The organism is Streptomyces sp. NPDC006624, from assembly GCF_040611555.1.
Taxonomy (GTDB): Bacteria; Actinomycetota; Actinomycetes; order Streptomycetales; family Streptomycetaceae; genus Streptomyces.
The window spans coordinates 1-20,110 of the sequence record NZ_JBEXOM010000031.1; the positions used below are offsets into that span (position 1 = coordinate 1).

Sequence of the window (20,110 nt, forward strand, 5' to 3'; positions counted from 1 at the left end):
GGGACGTAAGTCCCGCAGCTTCGGGAGCGGAGCGGGTCCCATCGCGCTGCGCGCGATGCAAGCGAACCACCGCGCTGCGCGCGGTGGTTGCGCTCCCGCTCCGCGGGAGCGCTGGCGGGATGCTGCGCATCCCGCTCATCCTGCTTGCTGCGCAAGCAGGATGACGCTTCGTCCGCTTCGCTCCCGAAGCTGCGGGACTTACGTCCCCCGGCTTCCGCTGCGCTTCAGCCGGGTCGGCGGTCCGCTGCGCTCCCCGCCTTGTGGTCCTTCCGGCTGCGCCTGCAGGACCGTTACGACCCGCTGACGCGGGTCGGGCTGGCTACAGAAAGCTGTGGCGGGTCTCGCGGCTCGGCGGCCTGTGGTGACGTTCTGTCACCACAGGCCGCGGCGTGAGGTGAGCGTCTGCAGGCCCAGTCGGCGCCAACTCCGGCCATGTGCATAGCCAGAGCCGTCAGCCCTATAAGCATGACGTTCGTGATGCGATCAGTCTTGGATGCCGTGCCGGCGGTGTACCCCCGTGCCTGTCGTTCAGCAGGCCGGGGTCGTTGCTGTTTCGTTCACCTGTGCTCTTGCTGCTGGGTGCGCCCTTCGAAGTCACGCCGTATGGCTGCGCCTTGGTCTTCCACCAGCCCTGCACTGTCCGGGAGATCCAGGGCGGCGCCGCAGTGGTTGCACAGTTTCCCGTCTTCGGCGGGCGTGCCGCAGGCCTTGCAGAACCGGTTGCCTTGATGGTTCTCGGTCTTCTGTTCCATGATCTCTCCCGGATTGTGGGCAGTGATGACTTCGGAGTACCCGTAGCTTCCGAGTCGATTCTCTGATGTATCTGCTTCATTTTTTGTCTGCGATAGACTCTGGACTTAGCTGGCTGCAGTGCTGTGAGGCGTGTGCTCCGCTGGAGACGGTTGTCTGTGTTCCAGATCGGAGGTGTGTAGCCGGTGTTGCGGTAGGGGCCTGCAAAGCAACTCTCTTGGTTGGCAGGGTGGTTGGTCGTGTGTGGGTCGTGAGAGCTGTTGTTCAGATCGTCGGGGAGAGTGTGTCGGATGGCTGTGAAAGAACTTCGTCCTCATCAACGTGAAGCCGTGGACGCGGTTCTCCGAGCACTCGAATTGCCTGCAAGATCTACTGTGACCGAGCAGGGGCTGCGGACTCAGGTAGTCATGGCGACCGGGTCGGGTAAGACCCTCGTCGCCGTGCGCAGCGCGGAGGAGCTCCGTGCAGGACGCGTACTGGTGCTCGTTCCCTCCCTTGATCTGCTTGCCCAGACCGAGGCCGCCTGGCGCGAGGGAGGCCGTACGGGCCCGATGATCGGGGTTTCCTCCCTGCGGGGTGAGGAGGTGTCCTTCCCTAACACCACGGACGTGGCAGAGCTGGTCGGCTGGGTGCGGCCGTTCGACAAGGTCACCGTGTTCGCCACCTACGCCTCGCTCGGTCTCGGCACGCTGGAGCGGGCGCACAACGTCGGCCTGCCGGGGTGGGACCTGATCGTGGTCGATGAGGCCCACCGGACCTCGGGCCGGATCGGCAAACCTTGGGCGGGTGTCCACGACAACACCCGCATCCCCGCCCTGCGCCGCCTCTACATGACCGCCACGCCCCGGCTGTGGCAGCTGGACGAGGACTCCGACCAGGGTGCGCCGGGCGAGCTGGTGGCTTCGATGGAGGACGACCCGAGTGGCCCCTTCGGTAGCAGGTGTTTCACCCTGACGTTGTCGGAGGCGATCGATAGGGGAATCTGTGCCCCCTACCAGGTGGTGTGCGTGGATATCACCGACACTCAGCTCCAGGCCGCCCAGCTTCTGGGCGAGGACGCGCGCTCCGAGCAGGTGCGCGGGGCGCGGCTCGCGGCGCTGCAGACCGCGCTGGTGAAGGCGTCGGCCGAGGAAGGCTTTCGGCGTACGCTCGTCTTCCACCATGTCGTCCGCGAGGCGGAGGCTTTCGCGGCCGGCCTTCCCGCCGTTGCCGCGCAGCTGCACGCCGTCGACCCGGAGCTGTATCCGCGCACGGTCTGGGCGGACTGGCTGTGCGGCGATCACAAGCCGGGGCATCGGCGCCGGGTTCTGACGGAGTTCGCCGATGGGATCGCCACGGACGGCACGGTCGTCGAGAAGGGGTACCTGGGGTCCGTGAAGGTCCTGGGTGAAGGTGTCGACACAAAGAACTGTGACTCGGTGTACTTCGCTGATGTACGCGGCTCCATGCCCGACCTCGTCCAAGCCGTCGGCCGGGCGCTGCGCATGCAGCCCGGCGAGGGAAAGGTCGCCTCGCTCGTGGTGCCGGTCCTGCTCGGGCCGGGTGAGACGGCGGACAACATGCTCACCTCGCGGGCGTTCGGCGGACTGGCGAAGCTGCTGGAGGCGCTCCGAGCGCATGACGCCCGTGTGGTGGAGGCTCTGGCGCAGCAGCAGGCGCCAAGCCGTGTACGGGGCGTGCAGAGCCGCTCGAGCAGCGAGGGGGGCGAGGGAGCCGCGAGCGACCGACTCTCGGAATCGGCGCGTGAGCTGCTGAGATTCAGCAGCCCCCGCGACCCCGCGCAGCTGGCAGCGTTCATCAACCTGCGCGTCCTCAATCCCGAACACCGGCGCTGGCGGTGCGGCATCGAAGCCGCCACCCTGTACCACCGGATTCACGGAGATCTGAAGGTGCCGTTCACGTACCGCGTGCCCGAGAGTGGGGACCAGGAGGCGGAACCGGAGGGGTGGCCGGCCTCGCTCGCGGGGTTTCCACTTGGGCAGTGGATCGCCGACGCTCGGAGGTTCTATGCCCGCGGGGGGCTGGGCGAAGACCGCGTCCAGCAGTTGGAGAAGTTGGGCATGGTGTGGTCGCACTTCGACGTCGCCTGGGAAGAGGGCTTGGCCGCCGCGCGCGGGTGGGCGGCTGAGGCGGGCCACCTCTTGGCCCCCCTGGACGCCACCTACCAGGGGTACCGGGTGGGCATCTGGCTGAAGAACGCCCGGGCCGCCGCCCGGAAGGCGCAGGAGATCGAGCAGCGGCGTGCCGAAGGACTGCCCGTAAAGTCGGCGGCCGGGGCACTGTCGGACGAGCGGCGCGAACAGCTCGAGGAGATCGCCCCCTCCTGGTGCCCGGCCTGGCCCGTGGAATGGCAACGCGCCTTCCACCTCACTCGACAGCATCTCGAAGCCGGCGGTGAACTGCCCACCGAACCGGGTGACATCGTGCACCAGGGCGAGGACCTCGGACGGTGGGTGAAGTCGGTTCGTTTCGGCTGGGACAGGCTCACCACCGTGCAGCAGTGGATGTGCGAACACGTCCTCAGCGTCCAACCCGCGGCCGAGAACGAGAAACCCGGACCGCGGACCAGCCAGGCCGACAAGTGGGCCTTCAACTACACCGCCGCCAAGCAGTACTACCGACGCGAAGGACACCTCCAGGTGCCCCGCAAACACATCGAGACGATCGTCGTCGCCGAGAGGGACGGCCAGGACCAGGAGCAACGGCAGCTCCGGCTCGGGGCGTGGATCAGCAACCAGCGCTCGCGGGCCGCGACACTGTCGCCGGAACGGCTCGAACAGCTCTCCGCCATCGGCATGCGCTGGACATGACCCGTTCTGTCATCAGCGTTCTCGTGGGGCTCTCCTAGCCGAGGCCAGTTGGTGCTGTCACGGGAATGCCGGAAACGGCGGTCAGGGCGTGAGAGGACTGATGCCCTGGGCTGCAGGATGTCGGGCTGGAGCAGGCGTTGCGCACCCGGCCCGTTCCGTCGAGCACCGATGCTCGCCTGCGGTTGCTGCTGGCAGCACATCGGCATTCCACCCGGAGGGTGGCCGCAGTCCTTGGGGTGTCACAGCGCACCGTACAGAGGTGGGTGACAAAGGAACCCGGAGCGCGTCGTCCGCCAGGTCCGCGGCATCTCCGGGCGATCGAGGAAGCGGTCCTGGCTCGGTGGCAGCCCCGGATACGGGCCCGCCGACGTGCCCAGGCCGAAGCTGAGGGCTTCGTCTTCCACATCAGGGCGCGATTCGGGTTCGCTGCTGCGGCCGGCTCCTCGGACGATCCGCGGGTACGGTGGGTCACCCAGTACTTGCCGGGAGAGGTTGCCCGGGAGCTGTTCGCCGCCCGCGACGCCGGTGCGGGCGAGCAGCAGCAGCAGCAGCAGCAGCAGTTAGTGATCCTCGCCCGCGCGCTGGGGCATGCCTACTTCCGCGCCGCGGGGGGCTGGCGCGTACGGCCTGCGTCGCTTCGTGCCTCTTGGCCTGCTGCCGCTCGCGCCAGTTCCACTCCATGCGGCCGGCCGGGTCTTGGCGACGGGCCGCAGGTGGCTGGGGTGGGTGCAGCCTGGCTGTCTCCGCCACGCGTTGCAGGAGGGCTCGGTTGCCTGGCGTGGCGAACTATTCCTGGTCCTCGCCGGAAACGAGCTGGGCGAAGCAGGCCGCGGCCCGCAGGAACGCGCCCGCCCAGGGCGGTACGGGGTAGGCGGCGCAGCCGTCAGGTGTGAGGCGTACGGCTGGGCTTCCCACGGCTGCTATGTGATGCGCCGACCGCGATGCTCGGGGGGGGGGGGGTGTGATACAGCCGGGGGCGGGGGGGTTCCGAGCCGGGCGGCGTGCCTGCGGCGGCGCGTTGGAGGCGCTCGCCGTGCAGCGAGCCGAAGTGGCCGCCGGTACTGCGCTGGTTCTCCTCTGCGGATCGGCCCCGTTGCCGGGTCTGCGTTTCACCGAGCAGGGCAGCTGTCGTTCCTCGCGGGAACGTGTCACCCGTCGCCCTTGTCCAGGCCGGTTCGCCGCTTCGGCCATGGCTACGGGCGGTACTGGCCGGCGCAGGTGTCCGGGCGGTGTACGACAAGGGCGGCGACGTCGTCGTCGAGCTTTCCGCCGCTGTAGTGGAGCAGGGCTGTGTGAAGCCGGTCGAGCAGCTCGCGGGGTGGCGTGTGGCCCTGCTGCTGGGTCCAGTCCGGCAGTGGGAAGAATGTGCCGGTGCGGTCTCGGGCCTCCGTGACCCCGTCGGTGTAGAGGAGCAGTTGGTCGCCGGGGGTGAAGTCGAAGGTGTCCACGCGGTGGTGCTCGCCGGCGAGCGTCGTGAGGTTGAGCGGCGGCGAGGGGGTGGTGGCCTCCAGCAGTCGGGGTTTGCCCTGGTGGACGAGCAGGGGTGGAGGGTGTCCGCTGCTGAGGATTCTGACGTGGTCGCCGTCCTGGGGGATCTCGCTGATGAGGGCGGTGGCGAAGTGCTCCGGCCGGTCGGGGACGGGGAAGGCGGTGCTGTGACGAGTGATGGTGACCTCCAGGCGATGCATGATGCCGCTGAGATCGGGTTCGTCGTACGCGGCCTCCCTGAAGCAGCTGATCAGCGCGGAGGCCGCGCCGACCGCGGACAGGCCTTTGCCGCGCACGTCGCCGATGAGCAGCCGGATCCCGTACGGCGTGTCGGCCGCCTCGTAGAAGTCGCCACCGATGCGGGCTTCCTCTTGGGCCGCCAGGTACAGGGCTTCGATCTCGATGTTGTTCATGCGGCGCGGCAGGGGGCGCATCAGCACTTCTTGGGCGGCCTCGGCGACGAGCCGGACGTGGAACAGCGTTTCCTCGCGTTGCAGCCGGACATGGCTGGCGTAGGCGGCTGCCAGGGTGACCGCGAGGATGGCTGCCGCCGTGTAGGGCGTTCCCAGGTCGGTGTAGACGAAGCTGAGACCGATCATGACCAGGAGGCAGAACAGTCCGAGCAGGAGCGTGGGAAGCACGGGCCACATGGCGGCGGCGAGGGCGGGTGCGGTGGGGAGGAGGCGGCTGAAGGCGATTTCCCGTGGGGTGGAGAAGGCCAGAGCGGCGATGAGGGCGGTGAGGATCACCGGTGACAGCGTGGCCGCTTCCCACCAGCCGCCGCGGAGAGGATGTCGACGCCACGGCCGCCCGATCCCGATCACAAAGTGCATCATAACGACAGGAACCAGGCGTCGGGCTCCGATGGACGAGGCGGCCTGTGGTTGATGGTCAGAGGTGCGCGGCAGGATGCGTCGCCATCCGGTCGGTGGAAGGCGCATGCCGGGCCCGGCGCGCTCTGGCTGGGGCCCCTCATCCGGTGTGCCGCTCGGGCTGTCCCCCGGTACGGCTCACGGGCCTGCTCGTCCCGCCGCGGGTTCGTCCTCTGCGGACAGGCGTCGTGAGTCATCCAGGTTTGCACAGCGGTGTTATCAAGGGTGTATGGAGGGACATCTCGGCCGATTGCGGGCCTCACGTCCTCCGGCCGCCAGTGGCCGGCGGACCCGGCGCCTGTCCGTACTGAGCCCGCGCACCGCGGCGGGGCAGGTGTTCCTTCTCCAGAGCGTGATCGTGGTGCTGCTGGTGCTGGCCGCGGTGGCGAGCATCATGCTGCAGGCGGCGCGCGACGCGGTGCGACAGGGACGTCGTGAGTCGGTGGTGGCGGCCCAGTCGTTCGCCAGCTCCCCCGGTGTGAGCCTGGCGCTGCGCAGCCCGGACCCGACCGCCGTGCTGCAACCGCGGGCCGAGGAGGCGCGCAGGCGGGCGGGTGTGGACTTCATCGTCGTCATGAACACGGACGGAATCCGGTACACGTATCCCTACCCCGCGGAGATCGGGAAGAAGTTCGTCGGGACCATCGAGCCGGCGCTCGAAGGCCGTACCGTCGTCGAGCAGGCGGGCGGTCCGCCTCTGCCGGCGGGCAAGGGGACGGCCGTCCAGGCGGTTGTCCCGGTGACCGACGCGCGCGGCCGGATCGTCGGCCTGGTCTCCGCGGGGATCACCGTCACGAACGTGTCGCGGCTGTGGATGCCGCAGCTGCCGATCGTCCTGGGCGTCGGCGCGGTCACGCTGGTGCTGGCCGCGGCGGGGACGACCGCGGTGTCTAGGCGACTGCTGCGGCAGACCCATGGGCTGGCCCCCACGGAGCTGGCGCGCCTGTACGAGCACCACCAGGCCGTGCTCCACGCGGTGCGGGAGGGGGTGCTGATCACCGGCGAGGACGGGCGGCTGCTGCTGGCCAACGAAGAGGCGAAGCGGCTGCTGGGTCTGCCGGCGGACGTACAGGGGCGGCACGTGCAGGAGCTGGGGCTTCCCGAGCGGATGGCGCGCGTGCTCGCATCCCCGGAGAAGGTCACCGACCAGGTGTACCTCACTCACGACCGGTTGCTGGCGGTGAACAAGCGGCCCACGTTCCCGGAGGCCGACCATGCGGGCAGCGTGGTGACGTTGCGGGACACCACAGAGCTGGCGGTGGTGTCGGGGCGGGCCGAGGGGGCGCTGGGGCAGCTGAAACTGCTGTACGAGGCGGGGATGCGGATCGGGACGACGCTGGATGTGGAGCGTACGGCCCAGGAACTGGCCGACGTGGCGGTGCCCCGGTTCGCCGACGTCGTCGCGGTGGATCTGCTGGACTCGGTGGTGCGCGGCGATGAGCCGACGACGGGGGGCTGGCGCCACCTGCTGCGGTCCGCGATCAGCGGAGATCAGCGCATGCTGCCGGTGTACCGGCTGGGTGAAGTGATCACGTTCTCGCCGAGGACTCCGCAGATGCTGGCCCTGGAACAGGGCCGGGGTGTCCTGGAGGCGGACCTGCGACAGGCCCGCGGCTGGCAGGAACAGGATCCGGAACGCGCTCGAAGGGCGCTGGAGCTCGGGGTGCACTCCCTGGTGACCATGCCGCTGCGGGCGCGGGGGGTGCCCCTGGGCCTCGCGCACTTCTACCGGACGAAGGGCTCACCCGCGTTCGAGCCGGAGGACGTGGCCTTCGCGGAAGAGCTGGGCGCGCGGGCGGCGCTGGCCATCGACAACGCCCGGAGGTTCACCCGCGAGCACGCGATGACGGTGACGCTGCAGCGCAGTCTGCTGCCGCGGGGCCAGCCGGAGCAGGACGCCCTGGAAGTGGCCTGGCGGTATCTGCCGTCGGAGGCGGGTGTGGGCGGGGACTGGTTCGACGTCATTCCGCTGCCGGGCGGACGTGTGGCGCTGGTGATGGGCGATGTCGTCGGCCACGGGCTGCACGCCTCGGCGACGATGGGGCGGCTGCGCATCGCTGTGCACAACTTCGCCACGCTGGACCTCCCCGTCGACGAGGTCCTCGGGAAGCTGGACGATCTGGTCGTCCGCCTGGACGAGGAGGACGACTCCGGCGCTGCCCCCGACGACGAGGAGGGGGCGGGGTTGACCGGAGCGACGTGCCTGTACGCGATCTACGACCCGGTGGCGGGGGTCTGCACGATGGCCCGTGCGGGGCATCCCGGCCCCGTGGTGGTGAAGCCGGACGGGACGGTCGTCTGCCCCGAGGTGCCGGCCTCGCCCCCGTTCGGTCTCGGGGGCTACCCCTTCGAAACGGCCGACGTGCACCTGGCGGAGGGCTCCCAGCTGATCCTGTACACCGACGGGCTGGTCAAGAACGCCGCCCGCGACATCGACACCGGTCTCGACGGGCTGCGCCGGGCCCTGGGCGGAGCCGGGGCCGGGGAGCGCACTCCGGAGGAGACCTGCCGGGTGGTGATCGGGGCGTTGAAGCCGGCCCGGCTCTCGGACGACATCGCCCTGCTGGCGGCGCGGACCCGGCGGGTGGCGTCCTCGTCGGTGGCCGAGTGGGATGTGCCCTCGGACACGGCGGTGGTGCCCTCGGTGCGGGCCGAGTGCAGGACGGTTCTGAGCGGGTGGGGGCTGGAGGAGACCGCGTTCACCACGGAGCTGATCCTCAGCGAGCTGGTCACGAACGCGATCCGGTACGGATCACCACCCGTGAAGGTGCGCCTGCTGCGCGGACGCACTCTGATCTGTGAGGTGTCCGACGGCTCCAGCACCTCTCCGCGACTGCGGCGGGCGGAGACCACCGACGAGGGCGGGCGGGGACTGTTCCTCGTGGCGCAGTTCGCACTGCGGTGGGGGACGCGGTACACCTCCCGCGGCAAGGTCATCTGGGCGGAGCAGATCCTGCACGACGGCCCACCCGGTCCCGCGGACCACACGCCGGTCGACGTCCTCCTCGAACAGTTCGGGGATCCCCTGATGTGAGGAGGAGGCACCCGTGCCGGTGCCGATGCCGATGCCGATGCCGATGCCAGTTCGGAGCTGACCGGTCGGCAGCGGGCCCCGGAAGGCGCTGCGCCTCGTCCAGCACCAGCACCAGCACGCGAGGCTGCCGCAGCGCGTTCACCAGCATCAGGTCGGCCTCCCCCGCCCCCGCGCGGCAACCGCACGCCTGCCCAGCTCGAGGGCGTCCGCGAGCACCCGGCCCAGTTCGGGAACCGCCGGGCGCACACCGACGCGGACCCGACGGACCCGGGCCGGGTGCGCAGCCGGGACAGGGCGTACTGCAACGCGACGGTCTTGTCGGAGGCAACGACGCCGGCCCCTGACCGGCGTCGCCGCGCAAACACACCACCGCCCCCACCGCGGCCGCGCGCGCGACCGTCCGCAGCACCGACCGAACGGCAGGTGTGTGCACCACCTGGGCATCCGGGACCAGGACCGGGACCTGCGCCAGGCGCTTGTGCTCCCGCAGAAGCACCTGCCCACCGACGCCTTTCTCGGCCACCACGCTCAGGCCCGGCTCGCTGAGGGGATCCGGCCGGCGCGACCCGGCAACCTCAGGCTCCCGCTCAACCATCAACGCCCGGCCCGCCCGGCGGTCCCTGCAGATCACCCGGCACAACGACGACATCGACGCAACTGGCACCTCGCCTCCGGCAGCCACCAGCCGACGCCTCAGCTCCGAGACATTGCCCCACCTCCGAGACATTGCCCCACCCAGCAGCTCCCACATCTCGTCAGGCACCGCGTATCCCTGCCGGACCGGCTCCCCCACCCGCCCGGAAGCCTTCGCCTGCTCCAGCCAGCGCCAGACCGTACGCCCCGTCGGACACCCACCGTCTCCGCGACCGCACGCACACGCCGCGCCGCGAGCTCCCCCGCGGTCCGGGCCTCGCCGTCCCACGCGTGAGGGCCGTCTCCGCCCGGTCGAGCCAGGCTCCACGGCGGATGAGCCGGGGAAGGAGCCGGTCCCAGACTTGCGCGGTGACACTTCCACAGAGCCGGGTGGCGCGGTCGTCATGACCTGCCCGGTGCCCCACAGGGAAGGGACGCCGAAGACGAACCCGCCACCGTGCATGAGCGGACGCCCGCCTTCCGGGTCATGGACGCGTGATGGTGTCGGCCATCGCATGACCCGGTCGGTCTCCCGCGAAGCGGACGATCCACCGGCCGGTGAACGTCAGTTGGTCCCGTCGGACACCCGGTCAGGATCCGCGGCGGCCTCTCGGGATCCCCGGCGGCCTCGCCGTCGCCGCCGGGAGGGAGGCGGTCCATGACCTGTCCGGCTCGGCGGGCGTCCGTCCGACTTCCGCATCGTCCGGACATCGAGTTCGGACTTCGGGAAACCGGCTGATCGCCGCGCACGGGGACCCGCCGGCCTGTGGGACGCCAGGCCGGCCCTGGAGGTGTTCTCTCAGGCCGCCCGCGGGATCGGCGTCAGCCGCCGGACTCGCCGTCCCCTTCCTCGGAACCGGCCGCGGGCAGTGGGCCGGAGGCACCAGCCGGCCCCGGGGGCGGCGCTCCGGGCTCGGAAGCGGCGTTGACCGGCGCGTACCCGCGAGGCATGCCGGGCGCGGAGAGGAAGGCCCGCTCCTCAGGCGTGAGACCGTCGTCGGGGGCGGTGTCCCTGCTGGGTCATCCTGCGCTGCTCCTCACGTCGTCACCGGCCCCGGCCCCGGGGCCGAGGCCGGGGCCGAGGCCGGGGCCCTGCGGGGGCCGGGGCCGGGGCCCTGCGGGGGCGTCCACCGGTCGACGAGTTCCAGTATGTCGATGTCCTCCCCCCGCACGTACAGCCCACGCGTGTTGTGGACCTGGCCGCCGAAGGTGCCGTCGGCCGCCCTCCGGTGCGACCGCTCCAGGTACAGCTCAGGCGCCTGCGGGAAGGAGCTGGCGTACGAATGCTTCCCATACCAACCGCCCACCCAGGTCCCGTCCTTCAGGCGTGCCCTGAGGTAACAAGCGTCCCGGTCGCGGAACAAGTGGTCCCACCCGCTCGGCGTCCCCCGGTACCGCGCTCGCAGGCGTCGCTGTTCGAGCCACGACACCGTGAGCGCGGCCAGCGCGGGCAGCGCGAACAGCAGGACCAGCGCGTAGAGAGCGGCTTCGCGGGCGTGATCGGGGAAGCTGGCGGGCCGGACCAGTTCCGCCGGCCGGCCGCCCAGCACCGCGAAGTACAAGCTGTCGAGCACGACCGACACGGTCAGCGCGCGCAGCAGGCGGTGCCCGAGATCGCTCTCCCCCGGCACGAGGCCACGCCGGTTCTCCCGGACGAACTGATAGACGACGCCGGGCAGCAGTGCCACCGCCAGCACAATCAACTGGGCCACCGTGGCCGGTGATTGCACAGGGCCTCGTCACCTTGTCCGAGCGGAACGACTTCCACGGTCGACAGGTCAGCCAGAAAACACGCGGAACTCTGAGGGCGGTTGATGCGGCGGACCGAGCCCGAGGCAGTGGCTGCTTTCGTCGAACAGGTGAGGGCGGCCCTGTCGAGCGGTGACCCCGACGACCTGTACGACCGCAAGCTCGACAAGGCGTTCGTCCGAGCGGTACGCCGGGCCCGGCGACATCGTTCGCTGTGCGCCATGACGTTCGAGTCGATGGCGGTGCTGAACCGTGAACGCGCCCGGGAAAGCGCTGGAGCTGCGGCTGACGCCCTGCACGACGCGGGCCTGCCGTTTCCGCACACCCGGTACGCGCCCGAGCCCCTGGGCCCGCCGGCCGAGGCGAACGTCCTGCTCAGCGGACGCCACCGCCCGTCGGCGCGCAGGCGCCCCGGCGACCGGCGGCCGTTCACCCAGTATCTGTTCGCCAAGCGTGACCTCATCCGGCTGCGGAGCGGTGCGGTGGGCGAGGACGTGCTACGTGATGCACGCGCTGGCCGCCGGTTTGCGTGACCCGTACCCGAAGGCCGACATCGACGACCTCCTGCGGTCGCTGGCGAGACCCCTCCCCCGGCTCCCGCGCCGCGCGAGGAGACCCCGCCCTCGGTCCCGCCGCCCAGCGCGTTCGCCGCACCACCGAAAACGGCAGCGGCCCGCGATCTGCGCCGCCGGACGGAGCATGCCGTGAAGAACGCCGACCGGCACGAGGCGGTCTTCCACCGCTCCAAGGAACCCGACACCCTGGACAAGGCGGCCGGGGCCACGGCTCAGGCGGCCTGGTGCATGAAGGCGGCCGGGGAGCATGCACTCGCCCCGCAATACCAGATGGATGCCGGGCGGCTGCGGCTGTACGCGGCCCGGTTCGCCCGCCTCGACATCTGGAGCAATCACAAGCAGGCCGTCGCACGCATACGCAAGGTCGTCGACGCTCTGCTGCCACACCACCACCCGGCGGCGTTCGGCTGCCTCCCGCAACTGGCCCTCACCCTGTCCGTCACTGGGCGGCGGTGAACGCCTCGTAGACCTTCTTGAGGATGCGCCCGCGCGCGGGCAAGGAGGGCACGAGTACCTGCTCGACAAGTCCGGTCCGCGGTGCGGTACCGAGCTGATCGACGCAGCCATCGCCGACCAGCGGCTGGCACTGCTCGACGTCGATGCCGAGATGGCCTCCCCCGACAACGAGAACCTGCCCAGCACACTCCTCACCCTCCTCGGCCACTGCCTGCTGATGCACTTCCCGGTCCAGTTCGCCACAGAGCCAGACTCCCGCCCCGCCGGCTCCGAACCCCCCGAGGCGCAGAAAGCCCCCGAGCCGGCCCCGGCCTCCTGCCCGGCGACGGGAATGACGCCCCGGACCTCGCGCCGCCAGGACGCCGGGGCCGGCCCGGGCAGACCCAGGCCGTCACGACGCTGGCTCGTGGGGACCGAACACCTCTCCGGACAGGACACCGGAGAAGTGTGCATCTTCGAGATCGACGCCAACACCGTCGGTGAGCAGGAAAGCCGCGCCCGTTGCGGGGTGAAGGCGCACTCTGACCGGCGGCTGAGACCGACATGACGGAAGTCGTCCTGCCCCTGAACGCGTCCAAGCCACACACCTGGACCGTCCTGTGGGGGCCGTCCGGGACGCTCATCGGATGTGAGGGCGTCGTCGTGAAACGGTCGGCACAGGCTCCGGCGTATCCGCTCTTCCTGCAGATCGACCTCTTCGAGATCGGCCCCCGATGGGACTCCCCCACGCGCTACCCGAAGACCGCTCGTGTCCATCGCGTACGCGGCTGGGACGCGGCTCCCGTGTCCGACGCTCTGTAGAGGTCATCCAGTCCAGGAGAGGACGCGCCTGCCTTCACACCTCGAGAGCGGGGAGTGTCGGGCTGTCGGCGTGGGCCGGGGTGGGGGGTGAGTCGGCCATCGGACAAGGGCCGGTCACCACACGTGGGCGGGCGGGGCTGCGCCGGGGTCGTGGGTCAGTCGGGACCCGGAAGCGACACCATCGCTTTCCGCTTCGCTCCCACCCCAGCCCTTCCCGGCCGGCCTTCAGCGGCTGATGCGGGCCCGCTTCGCGAGCCTGTGCAGCACGCGCCCCGGCACCCGCTGTGGTACCGGGGCACGCCTGACGTCGCGTCAGAAGCAGGGCCTGGAGACGTTGCCCACCTCGTTGCCCTTGAGCAGGCCGCCCCAGATGTAGTTGTCGTCCGACAGGAGCACCCACTTGTTGTGGTAGACACCGTTGGCGTTGACATAGCCACCCTCGAGCCAGCACTCGGCGCTCAGGTTCTGGTTGGCCGCGACGGTGTAGGCGATCCTGTAGCCCGTCGAAGGTCCGATGCGGACATTGCCGTTGATCCAGGTCGTGACGGTCTGCGCCTGAATGCTCACCGTCTGGGCCGCGGATCGCTCCGCCGACGGGACCGGCGCCGCGGCGGCCGGAGCGGCCGCGCCTCCCGCCACCACGATGGCTGCCGCTGCCGCGGTCATGAGCTTGGTCAACGAGCGTGAAGTGCTGCGCCCCATAATGGTTTTCTCCCTGTTCAACAACATGTGCCGTGTACCTCGCCAGTGACCGGCTCACTGTGCTCCCGGTGCGCCGGCACCTCGCTCACGATCTCACCGGCGCACACGTGCCAGTGCAATCCGGCCCCACTGGCCAAGCACCGGTATCGTAAGGAGCCAGGTGCACCGCCGCTCCTGACAGATGTCAGGGGTGTCCACCCCCACACGCGAAGGGCCCGCTACCACTGCGCGCGCTGGGCACCGTGCGGCCATCCCTCCAGTCCGCCCACGCAGCCGGACAAGGGCGACGACCCACTCTCCTTCAGGCAGGCGGCCACCGGCCAAGCGGCGACAACGGGGACCTGGCCGTCCGACACCTCGCCCAACATGCTCGAGTACGCCTCGTTCAGCGCTTCGTCCACATGACTCACCGGCCGTGCGGTACGCAGTTTCCACAGGCCGACGGTGGAGCCGGTCCCTGTTCCAGGCCGGGCGGCACGCGCTCACCAGCAGGGTGTCGACGGTGCGTGGCCCGCCGGTGGTGGCCGGCAGCAGCTCCACGCCGATGTCGGTGAATCCGGTCTCGTTGAGCAGACCGGAATGGCCCGAGTTGGGATCTTGAGGCCACGAGTAGCCCATGGCAGGCTCATGCCGCATGATCGATGACTTCGCCAAGGACACCCTGCACGGACGACTGCGGCGGGACCGCGAGGCGCTGCTCTGGAAGCTCGACGGCCTGTCCGAATACGACGCCCGCCGACCTTTGACAGTGACCGGGACCAACCTCCTCGGCCTGGTCAAACACGTGGCCAGCGTCGAGGCCAGGTACTTCGGCGAGGTCTTCGACCGGCCGTCCCCGCAACCGCTGCCCCGGTGGCAGGACCACGACGGCAGCGATCTGTGGGCGGCTGAGGACGAGGCGCGCGACCAGATCATCGAGTCCTACCGACGCACGTGGGAACACGCCGACGCGACGATCGACGAGCTTGCACTCGATGCCCCCGGCCACGTGCCGTGGTGGCCGGAGCCCTATTCCGACACGAACCTGTTCGCCATCCTGATCCACGTCCTCGGCGAGACCAACCGGCATGCCGGGCACGCCGACATCCTGCGCGAAGGCGTCGACGGCCGAACCGGGATGCGCCCCGAACACGAGATGCAGATCGATGAGGACGCCCGCACCGCCTACTGCGCGAAGATCGAGCAGGCCGCCAGAGCGGCCGCATCAGTCAAGGAATAGAAGGCTGTCCCCCGCGACTTGATGCTTGATGTTCGGACGGCATGATGCCGGCCTGAGTGCTGATCTGTCGAAGCGTCTGGTTCCTGAGGGACTCTGGGCGCTGGTCGCCCCGTTACTGCCGCCGTTCGCGGCTCGACCGCAAGGTGCCGGGACCGCTCCACGTGACGAGCGGGCCGTGTTCACCGCAGTGGTGTACGTACTGACCAGCGGCTGCGCCTCGAATCCGATGTCAGGACCAGTCCGTCCGCTGCGAACTTGCAGGTCCAGCGGAATGTCACCAAGGGCTTGCTCACCTCCAGCAGTTGAACCCAGTTCTCGACGGAGCCGACGCCTGGAATCCCGGTCACGCGGCAGGACTTCTCGCGGGTCCACTCTTCCCAGGCGTGTCTGGACGGATCGCGCGTCTCGAAGGTCAGACGCCCGCCAGGCCGCAGTGCTTCCGGGTGGCTCGTAGGGTCTTCTGCCACCTGCGGGTCGACAATTTCCTGGGCGACGTTCGCTGTCACCGTCGCAAGGTCAACCCGCAGCGGCGGAAAGTCTGTCGCGTCCCCGCAGATCCAGCGAACTCGCTCGCTTCCCGGTTTGGTGCCGGCGACGTCGATGGTTGCCTGGGCGGGATCCACACCTACGATCTCGATGCCGCGGTCGACCAAGAGGAGTGCGAACACCCCTCCGCCACAGCGGATGTCCAGTACTCGATCAGCCTCGAACTCGTCTGCCATCTGCAGGTATGCATCGAGGTCGCTGCGGTCGGGGTTGAGCGGATCGTAGATCGCGGCGAGCCGTGTACGTGTGAAACAGTCGTCAGCCATGCGGCTGAACGTATGCAGAGCCGGGCCCGGACAACTACCCAGTATCGGCAGGTCCATCGGAATCATCGGAGCCGGAGCCATCGGCGCGCCCTCCCCGGGCGCCTCGGCCATGTCACCGTCCGACTTGTGTGCAAGCCGGGCGTGCGGCTGTTGACGCCTCGCCCCGGCCGCGCGCAACGGCCAGGCATCGCCGACGCGCATCTGGACGCGAGCGACCCATCCCCCGGCCGGCCGTCACCACGCCCGTCCTTCCCTTCCGGCCTTTGCGGTCTGGGACCAGCTCTGAGGGTCTGCAGGCGGATCGGATGCCTGGAATATCCCTCGTGGGGTGACCTTCAGGGCACGTACCGCAATATCTGCGATTTGCATCGTTGTGCGGGCGCCGGGTGTAACACCAAGCCGGATACGGGGCGCTGTAGAAGGCGTAATGACGGCCTGAGATTTGGATTTTCACGTGAGTAACATTGATCCGACGCCCGGATACCCGCCCTATGACCAGCCCCCGACGGGCGGCCACTCGGCCGACAGGCAGGCCGCCGCGCGCCGTACGGCCCTCGTCGTCTGCACGGTCGCCGACGTCGCGGCCGGTCTGCTGTGCCTGTGGATCGTGCTCTATCTGCTCGACGCCAACCAGGCCAACGCGTTCGTGGAATTCGTGCACGGTGCGGCAAACTGGCTCTCTGGTTGGGCACAGGACATTTTCACCATGGACACAGAGGGGTTGCGCGTCGTCCTCAACCACGGACTTCCGGCGGTCGTTTATCTGCTGATCGGGCACGGTATTGCCGCACGAATCAACCGAGCATGACGTGCGGGAAATGTGGCGCTTTCATGGCGGCGGGTGGCAGTCCTGTGTGGCACCCGAGCCATGATCACGCACGGCGCGAGTCAGCGGCAAGAGGGCTCTGTGACAGGCAGTCCGCGTGAAGCAGGGCACCCGCCGGTCTACGACGACCTGGTGCGCCAGCGGGGAGATGTTGTGGCCAGAGGCTCAGCGGCCCGCCGAGTGCGCCCGGCACCAGGCGGCGCTCCCGCTGGGGGCGCACCCGCTGGACCCAGCCACACAGCATGGGTGTGACACCTGGGGGCGAGGATGCGCTGTACGCAGCGGGTCGCAAGATCGACCCCCGTGAGGCCCGCTTTCCCCCGTGAGCGGGTGCTCGCCGCGGGGGCGGACAGGGACCCCCAGGTTGTCTGCCCGCCCCCGCACAACCATTCAACCCCGCAGCCGGCTCATCCCCTGTTCTGGCGCAGCAGCCACAGCGCAGCACCGGCGCCGGCGGGTGCCGGCAGCAGAGTGCGGTTGTCCCCGCCCAGCTGGGCGCCCTGGGCCGCCTGCGCCCGCGGCGCAGCGCCGTGGGCCCGCACCGGCGGTCCGGCCACTCAGCGGCGCGGTGATGTCCGAAGCCATCGCCACCTGGACCGGGGCGGGCCGTATGGAAACAGCGGATAGAAGACCCTGGTATGGCCGAGGCACCATGACCTGACCGGGCGGGCTGACACAGCCCGCGCGTGGCACGAGCGCACCGTAGGCCGCCCCACGGCCCGTGCGGGCCATGGGCAGCGTCCCCCTGTCGATACGCCCAATCGGCTTGCACCACACGGGGTATGGGCCGCATTCTGGCAAGTTCGCCAGAATGAGCGCCGGGAAGGCAGGCACGAACCCGCATGGACATCAAGCCACTTGAGGAGCTACAGGCCGCCGACGAGCGCGCCCTGCTCTTCACCCCCCTCGGGCTCGGCCGGATGACGCCCGAGGACGCAGCCGACTTCCAACAGCGGGTGATCGCCAGGCTGCAACTGGCCGACGACGTCGCAGAAACGACGCGGCAAAAGTTCGAGCAGCTGCGTGTCGCCTTCAGCCACGGCGTGCTGTGCTACGAACTGTTCACGCTCGTCGCGGACGCGGCGCAGCTCGCACTCGAGCAGGCGCTCCGTGACCGGTTCTGCGCCCACCACCGCGGGCAGGCCCTCGCTGTCCGGGACCGCAGGGGACACGAACACCGGATCACCATGACCAGCCCTACCGACTTCTTCGACGAGCTCAGGAACATCCGCGGCCCGGAGATCCGCATGGGCTCCGCCCGCGAATGGAAACCGTTCAACGGCATGCTCACCGGCCTGCTGACCTGGGCACGCCGAGAGGGACTGCTGCGCGGGCAGCGCAACCGGAATTCGGAGCCGGTCCACAGAGCGCTGCGGAACATCGTCGCGCACGGGACGTATCACCTGGACACCCCGGTGGAAGCGGCCAGAGCGCTGTCCGACCTCGCGGAGATCATCAACCACCTGTGGGGACGACCGACACCAGGAGGCCGGCTGTATCCCGCGCCGCTCAGTCGAAGCGTGGTCGCCATCGGCTGGAACGACCATGGTGAGAAGACCACGGCCGGCTACGCCGACCAGCTGGCCGAGACCCGCGACGAAGAGTCGTTCACCTACATCCTGGTGCGCGCCGTGTTCTGCCCGGGCGGAGTCACCGACCCCAATCTGCTGGAGTTCGACGCACGCAGCGCGACCACCGCCTTCCCCGCGCAGTACCTGTGGGGCCCCGGGTCTCGTGAGGAAGCCCTCGTCTGGCTGGCCCACCATCAGCCCGAGTCCGATCTGTGCGACTACCTCGACCAGGCTGTCCTCGTCCGAGTTCATGACGGCCACATCGGCCTGCCCGTCTATCCGGGCGTCGCGGCCGGACTCCCAGCAGCCGAACAGCGCGGTACCGGGCACGCGTTGCGCGTCGACCGCGGCCCCGACGTTCTCGCCCACCTCCGGGCCCTCGCAGACGCCGTGGCGGGACACGCAAAGGAAGGGGAATGCCAGGTGTGCCCCGTGGATACGCTCGCGACCGGGGACCTCGCGGCGGTTCTGAAGGCAGCACGCGGCGCAGGCACGGACACCACGCCACTGCACGTCCCTGACGTGCGCACGCCCTTCGCGCAGTGGCTTGCGGGTTCGGCGACCTGACAAGGCGTACGGCTACGGACGATGTCCCCTCCAAACGCTGGTCCGTTGCGCCTCCGCCGCCCCGGACGCCAGCCGGGTGGCCGCGGGCGACGATCCGCGGGGCGAGGTCGGGCGCCTCACCAGCGCACCGACATGAACCACCGCACCACACGACGACTCTCGGCATCCCTTTGCTCCACCACCTGGCCGATCGCCTCCAACTGCCCCGCCCCGCACCCGCCGACCACGACCTGCTCTTGCGACGCCTCCCCACCCGCTGGACGATCGTGACTGATCATTTGTTGCTCAGCTGCACTGAGTAGTACGTCTGTCTCTCAGGGGAGGCTTACGCCGGGCCGAGGCGTTGGCGTTGGGCGGTACGTGGGAGCCACCCGCTCAAGCCAGCACCCGCCCGAGGAAGCCGCGCAGGTAACCCGCGACGACGTCCAAGTGGCTCTCCAGCAGGAAGTGACCGCCGTTGACCAGGTGCACCTCCGCGTCCTTGGCGTCGCGGGCGAAGGCCTGCGCGCCGGCCGGGCCGAAGATCTCGTCGTTGCGGCCCCACACGGCGAGCACCGGGACCTCGCTGGTGCGCAGGAATTCGTGCAGCAGCGGGTAGAGCGGGCGGTTGTTCTGGTAGTCGCGGAACAGCGCCAGCTGGACCTCGTCGTTGCCCTCGCGAGAGACGAGGGCGAAGTCGTGTTCCCAGGTGTCCGGGCTGACCAGGCTCGGGTCCGGCACACCGTGGAGGTACTGCCAGCGGATCGCGTCGACGCCCAGCGCGGCGCGGACGGCGGGTTCGGTGTCGGGGCCGGGGTTCGCCCCGTAGGCCCAGACGTCGGTCCAGAACGACTCGACGAAGCCGTCCTCGTAGCCGTTGCCGTTCTGGGTGACGAGGGCGGAGATCCGTTCGGGGTGCTGGAGCGCGAGGCGCCATCCGATGGGGGCGCCGTAGTCCTGGACGTAGAGGGCGTAGCGGTCCAGGCCCAGTTGGTCGAGCAGTCCGGAGGTGAGTTCGGCGAGGGCGTCGAAGGTGTAGGTGAACTCTCCGACGAGGGGGGCGTCGGAGAGGCCGAAGCCCAGGTGGTCCGGCGCGATGACGTGGTAGTCGTCGGCCAGCAGCGGGATGAGTTCGCGGAACATGAACGAGCTGGTCGGGTAGCCGTGCAGCAGGACGATCGCGGGGGCGTCGGCGGGGCCGGCTTCGCGGTAGAAGATCTCATGACCGTCGACAGTGGCGGTCCGGTGGTGCACCGAGCTCATGTC

General features: G+C 69.7%; 16 protein-coding genes and 2 pseudogenes. 10 read left to right on the forward strand and 8 right to left on the reverse strand.

The genetic code is table 11. The annotated features are described in order from the left end of the window. Positions 1 to 557: 557 nt before the first annotated feature. The gene (locus tag ABZY20_RS34395; RefSeq protein WP_356446998.1) at positions 558 to 752 is read right to left on the reverse strand and encodes a zinc ribbon domain-containing protein; all 195 of its coding nucleotides are present in this window, start codon (positions 750 to 752) and stop codon (positions 558 to 560) included. A gap of 288 nt (positions 753 to 1,040) precedes the next feature. Here ABZY20_RS34395 and ABZY20_RS34400 point away from each other — a divergent pair, with 288 nt between their 5' ends. Together ABZY20_RS34400 and ABZY20_RS34405 are read left to right on the forward strand one after the other, a co-directional pair. Next, a complete protein-coding gene (locus ABZY20_RS34400; RefSeq protein ID WP_356447000.1) occupies positions 1,041 to 3,560 on the forward strand; it encodes a Helicase associated domain protein in 2,520 nt (839 codons plus the stop codon). Between the two features lie 137 nt (positions 3,561 to 3,697). Beyond that, positions 3,698 to 3,817 (forward strand): annotated as a pseudogene (locus ABZY20_RS34405) (helix-turn-helix domain-containing protein); the annotation flags it as partial. Positions 3,818 to 4,346: 529 nt separating this feature from the next. Here ABZY20_RS34405 and ABZY20_RS34410 read toward each other — a convergent pair. Both ABZY20_RS34410 and ABZY20_RS34415 read right to left on the reverse strand, forming a co-directional pair. After that, positions 4,347 to 4,475, reverse strand: coding sequence for a hypothetical protein (locus ABZY20_RS34410; protein WP_356447091.1), 129 nt, complete (start codon positions 4,473 to 4,475; stop codon positions 4,347 to 4,349). Positions 4,476 to 4,753: 278 nt separating this feature from the next. Beyond that, the gene (locus ABZY20_RS34415) at positions 4,754 to 5,797 is read right to left on the reverse strand and encodes a PP2C family protein-serine/threonine phosphatase (protein ID WP_356447002.1); all 1,044 of its coding nucleotides are present in this window, start codon (positions 5,795 to 5,797) and stop codon (positions 4,754 to 4,756) included. Between the two features lie 457 nt (positions 5,798 to 6,254). Between ABZY20_RS34415 and ABZY20_RS34420 the strand changes: the two genes are divergently transcribed. Beyond that, complete coding sequence (locus ABZY20_RS34420) at positions 6,255 to 8,954, forward strand: SpoIIE family protein phosphatase (protein ID WP_356447004.1); 2,700 nt, start codon at positions 6,255 to 6,257, stop codon at positions 8,952 to 8,954. Positions 8,955 to 10,624: 1,670 nt separating this feature from the next. Here ABZY20_RS34420 and ABZY20_RS34425 read toward each other — a convergent pair. Then, complete coding sequence (locus ABZY20_RS34425) at positions 10,625 to 11,299, reverse strand: DUF6338 family protein (protein WP_356447006.1); 675 nt, start codon at positions 11,297 to 11,299, stop codon at positions 10,625 to 10,627. A 102-nt stretch (positions 11,300 to 11,401) separates the two neighbouring features. Between ABZY20_RS34425 and ABZY20_RS34430 the strand changes: the two genes are divergently transcribed. Next, entirely contained in the window at positions 11,402 to 11,869 is a 468-nt protein-coding gene (locus tag ABZY20_RS34430) for a hypothetical protein (protein WP_356447008.1), read from the forward strand. A 171-nt stretch (positions 11,870 to 12,040) separates the two neighbouring features. Continuing rightward, positions 12,041 to 12,367, forward strand: a complete 327-nt coding sequence (locus ABZY20_RS34435) for a hypothetical protein (RefSeq protein WP_356447010.1) — start codon at positions 12,041 to 12,043, stop codon at positions 12,365 to 12,367. Here ABZY20_RS34435 and ABZY20_RS34440 read toward each other — a convergent pair. Further along, the gene (locus ABZY20_RS34440; RefSeq protein ID WP_356447012.1) at positions 12,351 to 12,590 is read right to left on the reverse strand and encodes a hypothetical protein; all 240 of its coding nucleotides are present in this window, start codon (positions 12,588 to 12,590) and stop codon (positions 12,351 to 12,353) included. The two genes, ABZY20_RS34435 and ABZY20_RS34440, sit on opposite strands and share 17 nt — an antisense overlap. A 320-nt stretch (positions 12,591 to 12,910) precedes the next feature. Here ABZY20_RS34440 and ABZY20_RS34445 point away from each other — a divergent pair, with 320 nt between their 5' ends. Continuing rightward, positions 12,911 to 13,168 carry a hypothetical protein gene (locus tag ABZY20_RS34445; RefSeq protein WP_356447014.1) on the forward strand — a complete coding sequence of 86 codons (258 nt, stop codon included), beginning with the start codon at positions 12,911 to 12,913 and terminating at the stop codon, positions 13,166 to 13,168. A gap of 312 nt (positions 13,169 to 13,480) precedes the next feature. Here the strand turns inward: ABZY20_RS34445 and ABZY20_RS34450 are convergent, their stop codons facing one another. Next, the gene (locus ABZY20_RS34450) at positions 13,481 to 13,897 is read right to left on the reverse strand and encodes a hypothetical protein (RefSeq protein WP_356447016.1); all 417 of its coding nucleotides are present in this window, start codon (positions 13,895 to 13,897) and stop codon (positions 13,481 to 13,483) included. A 607-nt stretch (positions 13,898 to 14,504) separates the two neighbouring features. Between ABZY20_RS34450 and ABZY20_RS34455 the strand changes: the two genes are divergently transcribed. Further along, positions 14,505 to 15,089 carry a DinB family protein gene (locus ABZY20_RS34455; RefSeq protein WP_356447018.1) on the forward strand — a complete coding sequence of 195 codons (585 nt, stop codon included), beginning with the start codon at positions 14,505 to 14,507 and terminating at the stop codon, positions 15,087 to 15,089. Between the two features lie 28 nt (positions 15,090 to 15,117). Next, positions 15,118 to 15,255 (forward strand): annotated as a pseudogene (locus ABZY20_RS34460) (hypothetical protein); the annotation flags it as partial. 13 nt (positions 15,256 to 15,268) lie between these two features. Here the strand turns inward: ABZY20_RS34460 and ABZY20_RS34465 are convergent. Further along, a complete protein-coding gene (locus ABZY20_RS34465) occupies positions 15,269 to 15,901 on the reverse strand; it encodes a methyltransferase domain-containing protein (RefSeq protein WP_356447020.1) in 633 nt (210 codons plus the stop codon). 454 nt (positions 15,902 to 16,355) lie between these two features. Here ABZY20_RS34465 and ABZY20_RS34470 point away from each other — a divergent pair, with 454 nt between their 5' ends. Together ABZY20_RS34470 and ABZY20_RS34475 are read left to right on the forward strand one after the other, a co-directional pair. After that, entirely contained in the window at positions 16,356 to 16,709 is a 354-nt protein-coding gene (locus tag ABZY20_RS34470; protein WP_356447022.1) for a hypothetical protein, read from the forward strand. A gap of 860 nt (positions 16,710 to 17,569) precedes the next feature. Then, positions 17,570 to 18,865: a hypothetical protein gene (locus tag ABZY20_RS34475; RefSeq protein ID WP_356447024.1), complete on the forward strand. Its 1,296-nt coding sequence runs from the start codon at positions 17,570 to 17,572 to the stop codon at positions 18,863 to 18,865. 375 nt (positions 18,866 to 19,240) lie between these two features. Here the strand turns inward: ABZY20_RS34475 and ABZY20_RS34480 are convergent, their stop codons facing one another. Then, on the reverse strand, positions 19,241 to 20,107 hold the full coding sequence (locus ABZY20_RS34480) for an alpha/beta hydrolase (protein WP_356447026.1): 867 nt from the start codon (positions 20,105 to 20,107) through the stop codon (positions 19,241 to 19,243). Between the last annotated feature and the right edge of the window lie 3 nt (positions 20,108 to 20,110).

Coding starts and splice junctions, on each gene's coding strand:
- ABZY20_RS34455 (WP_356447018.1), top strand. CDS start 14,505: ATGATCGATGACTTCGCCAAGGACACCCTGCACGGACGACTGCGGCGG.
- ABZY20_RS34430 (WP_356447008.1), top strand. CDS start 11,402: ATGCGGCGGACCGAGCCCGAGGCAGTGGCTGCTTTCGTCGAACAGGTG.
- ABZY20_RS34480 (WP_356447026.1), bottom strand. CDS start 20,107: ATGAGCTCGGTGCACCACCGGACCGCCACTGTCGACGGTCATGAGATC.
- ABZY20_RS34465 (WP_356447020.1), bottom strand. CDS start 15,901: ATGGCTGACGACTGTTTCACACGTACACGGCTCGCCGCGATCTACGAT.
- ABZY20_RS34395 (WP_356446998.1), bottom strand. CDS start 752: ATGGAACAGAAGACCGAGAACCATCAAGGCAACCGGTTCTGCAAGGCC.
- ABZY20_RS34400 (WP_356447000.1), top strand. CDS start 1,041: ATGGCTGTGAAAGAACTTCGTCCTCATCAACGTGAAGCCGTGGACGCG.
- ABZY20_RS34475 (WP_356447024.1), top strand. CDS start 17,570: ATGGACATCAAGCCACTTGAGGAGCTACAGGCCGCCGACGAGCGCGCC.
- ABZY20_RS34445 (WP_356447014.1), top strand. CDS start 12,911: ATGACGGAAGTCGTCCTGCCCCTGAACGCGTCCAAGCCACACACCTGG.
- ABZY20_RS34450 (WP_356447016.1), bottom strand. CDS start 13,897: ATGTTGTTGAACAGGGAGAAAACCATTATGGGGCGCAGCACTTCACGC.